The 3,480-nt window shown below is 59.3% G+C and carries 4 protein-coding genes; all 4 read left to right on the plus strand.

Going from position 1 to position 3,480, the window contains the following annotated elements:
• A partial coding sequence (locus tag ABJK70_RS22075; RefSeq protein WP_347259149.1) for a SufD family Fe-S cluster assembly protein occupies window positions 1–192 on the plus strand: 192 nt, incomplete at its 5' end.
• A gap of 47 nt (window positions 193–239) precedes the next feature.
• Window positions 240–998 (plus strand): Fe-S cluster assembly ATPase SufC, encoded by a 759-nt coding sequence (gene sufC, locus ABJK70_RS22080; RefSeq protein WP_347259150.1) that lies wholly within the window; start codon window positions 240–242, stop codon window positions 996–998.
• A 1-nt stretch (window position 999) separates the two neighbouring features.
• On the plus strand, window positions 1,000–2,319 hold the full coding sequence (sufD, locus tag ABJK70_RS22085) for a Fe-S cluster assembly protein SufD (protein WP_077730333.1): 1,320 nt from the start codon (window positions 1,000–1,002) through the stop codon (window positions 2,317–2,319).
• 68 nt (window positions 2,320–2,387) lie between these two features.
• Window positions 2,388–3,480: cysteine desulfurase (locus ABJK70_RS22090; protein ID WP_347259151.1), on the plus strand; the 1,093-nt coding region annotated here is incomplete at its 3' end.

Raw genomic sequence — 3,480 nt, forward strand, 5'->3', positions numbered from 1 at the left:
CACGAAGCCAGCACCTCCAAGATCAGCGAGGACCAGCTGTTCTTCTGCATGCAGCGTGGCCTGTCCGCCGAGGACGCGGTATCGATGATCGTGAACGGCTTCTGCAAGCAAGTGTTCAAGGAGCTGCCCATGGAATTCGCCGTGGAAGCCCAGGCGCTCTTGGGAATCAGTTTGGAAGGCAGCGTAGGCTAGTATCCCGGTCGATCCATCCAACAGAATAAACCTCAGGTAAGTCAGTTATGCTCAAAATCGAGAATCTCCACGTCCGGGTCGACGACAAACCCATCCTCAAAGGCATCAGCCTGGACATCAGGCCCGGCGAGGTCCATGCCATCATGGGACCGAACGGCTCCGGCAAGAGCACGCTGTCCCACGTGCTGGCCGGTCGCGCGGGTTATGAAGTCACCGATGGAACCGTGAGCTATCTCGGTCGGAATCTTCTGGAGATGAAACCCGAGGAGCGCGCCCGTGAAGGCGTTTTTCTCGCCTTTCAATACCCGGTGGAAATCGCCGGCGTCAGCAATATTTATCTCTTGAAGGCCGCCCTGAACGCCATCCGCAAACATCGGGGCCTGAGCGAAGTCGACGCCATGGACTTCCTGAAACTGGTCAAGGAGAAGATCAAGGCAGTAAATCTGGACGAGCAGTTCCTATACCGCGGCGTCAACGAAGGCTTCTCCGGCGGCGAAAAGAAGCGCAACGAAATCCTCCAGATGGCGGTGCTCGAACCGAGCCTGTGCATTCTCGACGAAACCGACTCCGGGCTCGACATCGACGCGCTCAAGCTGGTGGCGGACGGCGTGAATGCCCTGCGTTCTCCGGACCGCTCCTTCATCCTGGTCACCCATTACCAGCGCCTGCTGAACTACATCAAGCCGGATCAGGTTCACGTGCTCGCCCACGGCCGGATCATGAAATCGGGCGATGCCAGCCTGGCGCTGGAACTGGAAAAGAAAGGCTACGGCTGGGTCGATCAACTGACGTCTGCGGGTGCCTGATATGAGCGCGGCTCAGCACTACGTCGAACACTATCGCGAATTGGCATCGAAGCTGCCGGGCGAGCATCTGCCGTGGCTGCGCCGGCTGCGGGAAGAGGCCCAAAGCCGCTTCTCCGCCAGCGGCTTTCCCTCGCCGCGCGAGGAAGAGTGGAAATACACCAATGTCGCCACCCTGGAGAAGAAGCTGTTCGTGCCGACTGTGGGCGCGCCCGCAGGCGCGACGGATACGAACGCTCTGGCGCGGCTCCGTCTGGAAGGTGCCTGGTTGCTGGTCTTCGTCGACGGCGTTTATTCCGCCGAACATTCCGTGACTGCCAACCTTCCCGAGGGCGTAATCGCGACATCTCTGGCCAACGCGCTGGAACAGTATCCCGATCTGATCGAGGGCTTACTCAACCAAGTGGTTCCGGAAGTAGCTCACGGCTTTATCGCCTTCACCACCGCGTATTTCAGAGACGGCGCATTCGTGCACATCCCGGCCGGCAAGGTTCTGGACAGACCCTTGCAGGTGATCCATTTCTCGACACGCCCGGACGGACTGTCTGTGACCCGCAATCTCGTCGCGCTGGAGCAGAATGCCGAAGCCAGCCTCGTTGAAACGTATGCGGGTATCGGAGACTCAAGCTATCTCACGGCCTCGGTCACCGAAATCTCGGTGGGCGAGAATGCGGGATTCGACCATTACAAGCTTCAGAGCGAGACCGCCAAGAGCTATCACTTCGGCGGCATTTACGCGCGAGAGGCGCGCTCGGCCCGACTCCGCCAGCATCATCTTGCTTTCGGCGGCCTTTTGGCTCGTACCGAGATTCACGCTCAATTGGGCCATGCGGCGGAGTGCGAACTGGACGGACTGTTCCTCGCGACCGGACGGCGGCATCTGGACACCCAGACCCTGATCCATCACCGGGCACCCTGCGGCACCAGCCGCGAAACCTACCGCGGCATCGCCGGGGATCGCGCGCGGGGCGTCTTTGCAGGGCGCATCGTCGTTCACCCGGAAGCCCAGAAAACCGACGCCGAAATGAGCAACCGCAACCTGCTCTTGTCGGAAGACGCCGAGATCGACAGCAAGCCGCAGCTGGAAATTCACGCGGACGACGTGAAATGCGCTCACGGCGTGACGGTAGGGCAACTCGATCCGGAGGCCATTTTTTACCTCGAATCGCGCGGCGTGGATGAACCGACGGCGCGCAATATGCTCACCTTCGCCTTTGCCAATGAAATGGTCGAAAAGATACGGTTAAGCAGTCTCAAAAGACTGGTTCAAAGCGAACTGTTGTCTTTTCTGCCGCAATCCGACATCCGAAAGGATTGGCTATGAACAAGGTTTCCGCTTCCCAAGCCGTTATGACACAGAATCCAGCACATTCCGCTCCAAGCGCGGCCAGCCTGAAAACTCGGCCGAACTCGGTCGGTTATAACGTCGCGAAACTTCGCGAGGACTTTCCGATTCTCCGCCAAACGGTGAACGGTAAACCGCTGGTCTATCTAGATAACGCCGCCACCACGCAAAAGCCCACAGCAGTTATCGATTGCATCCGCCGGGTTTACGAGAACGACTACTCCAATGTTCACCGCGGCGTGCATACCCTGAGCCAGCGCTCGACCGATCTCTTCGAAGGTGCGCGCGAGAAGCTACAGCAGTTTCTCAATGCCAAGCACAGCCACGAAATCGTGTTCGTGCGGGGCACCACCGAAGCCATCAATCTGGTTGCCCAAAGTTTCGGCCGCAGCACCTTGAAAGAAGGCGACGAAATCCTCATCACCGCCATGGAGCATCACTCCAACATCGTCCCCTGGCAGATGCTGTGCGAACAAACCGGCGCAAAGCTGAAGGTCGCTCCGATCGGCCGAACCGGCGAACTTCTGCTGGACGAATTCGAGCAACTCCTGTCGCCGCGCACCCGGCTGGTCTCGGTCTGCCACATGTCCAATGCGCTGGGAACGATCAACCCGGTCAAAGCCATCATCGAATTGGCCCATAGCCGGGACATTCCGGTGCTTCTCGACGGCGCGCAGGCGGCGCCTCACATGGCGGTGGACGTCCAGGACCTGGACTGCGACTTCTACGCCCTGTCCGGGCACAAGCTGTACGGTCCGACCGGCATCGGCATTCTCTACGGCAAGGAAAAATGGCTCGAGGCGATGCCGCCTTATCAGGGCGGCGGCGACATGATCCGCCGCGTCACTTTCGATAAAACCGAGTACAACACCCTGCCTTTCAAGTTCGAAGCGGGCACGCCGAACATCGTGGACGCGATCGCCCTGGGCATGGCGGTGGAATATCTCGAGACCATAGGCATGGATGCCATCGCCGAGTACGAGAACCAGTTGTTGCAATACGCCACGGAACGGGCCCTCGAAATTCCGCAATTGACTATCGTCGGCACCGCAGAACGGAAAGGCGCCATCCTGTCGTTTACGCTGGAGCGCATACACCCCCACGACATCGGCACGATTCTGGATCACCTCGGCATCGCCA

Source organism: Methylocaldum sp., from assembly GCF_039794385.1.
GTDB lineage: Bacteria > Pseudomonadota > Gammaproteobacteria > Methylococcales > Methylococcaceae > Methylocaldum.

Excerpts from the sequence above, each read along its gene's own strand:
- sufD (WP_077730333.1), top strand. The coding sequence starts at position 1,000 with ATGAGCGCGGCTCAGCACTACGTCGAACACTATCGCGAATTGGCATCG.
- sufC (WP_347259150.1), top strand. The coding sequence starts at position 240 with ATGCTCAAAATCGAGAATCTCCACGTCCGGGTCGACGACAAACCCATC.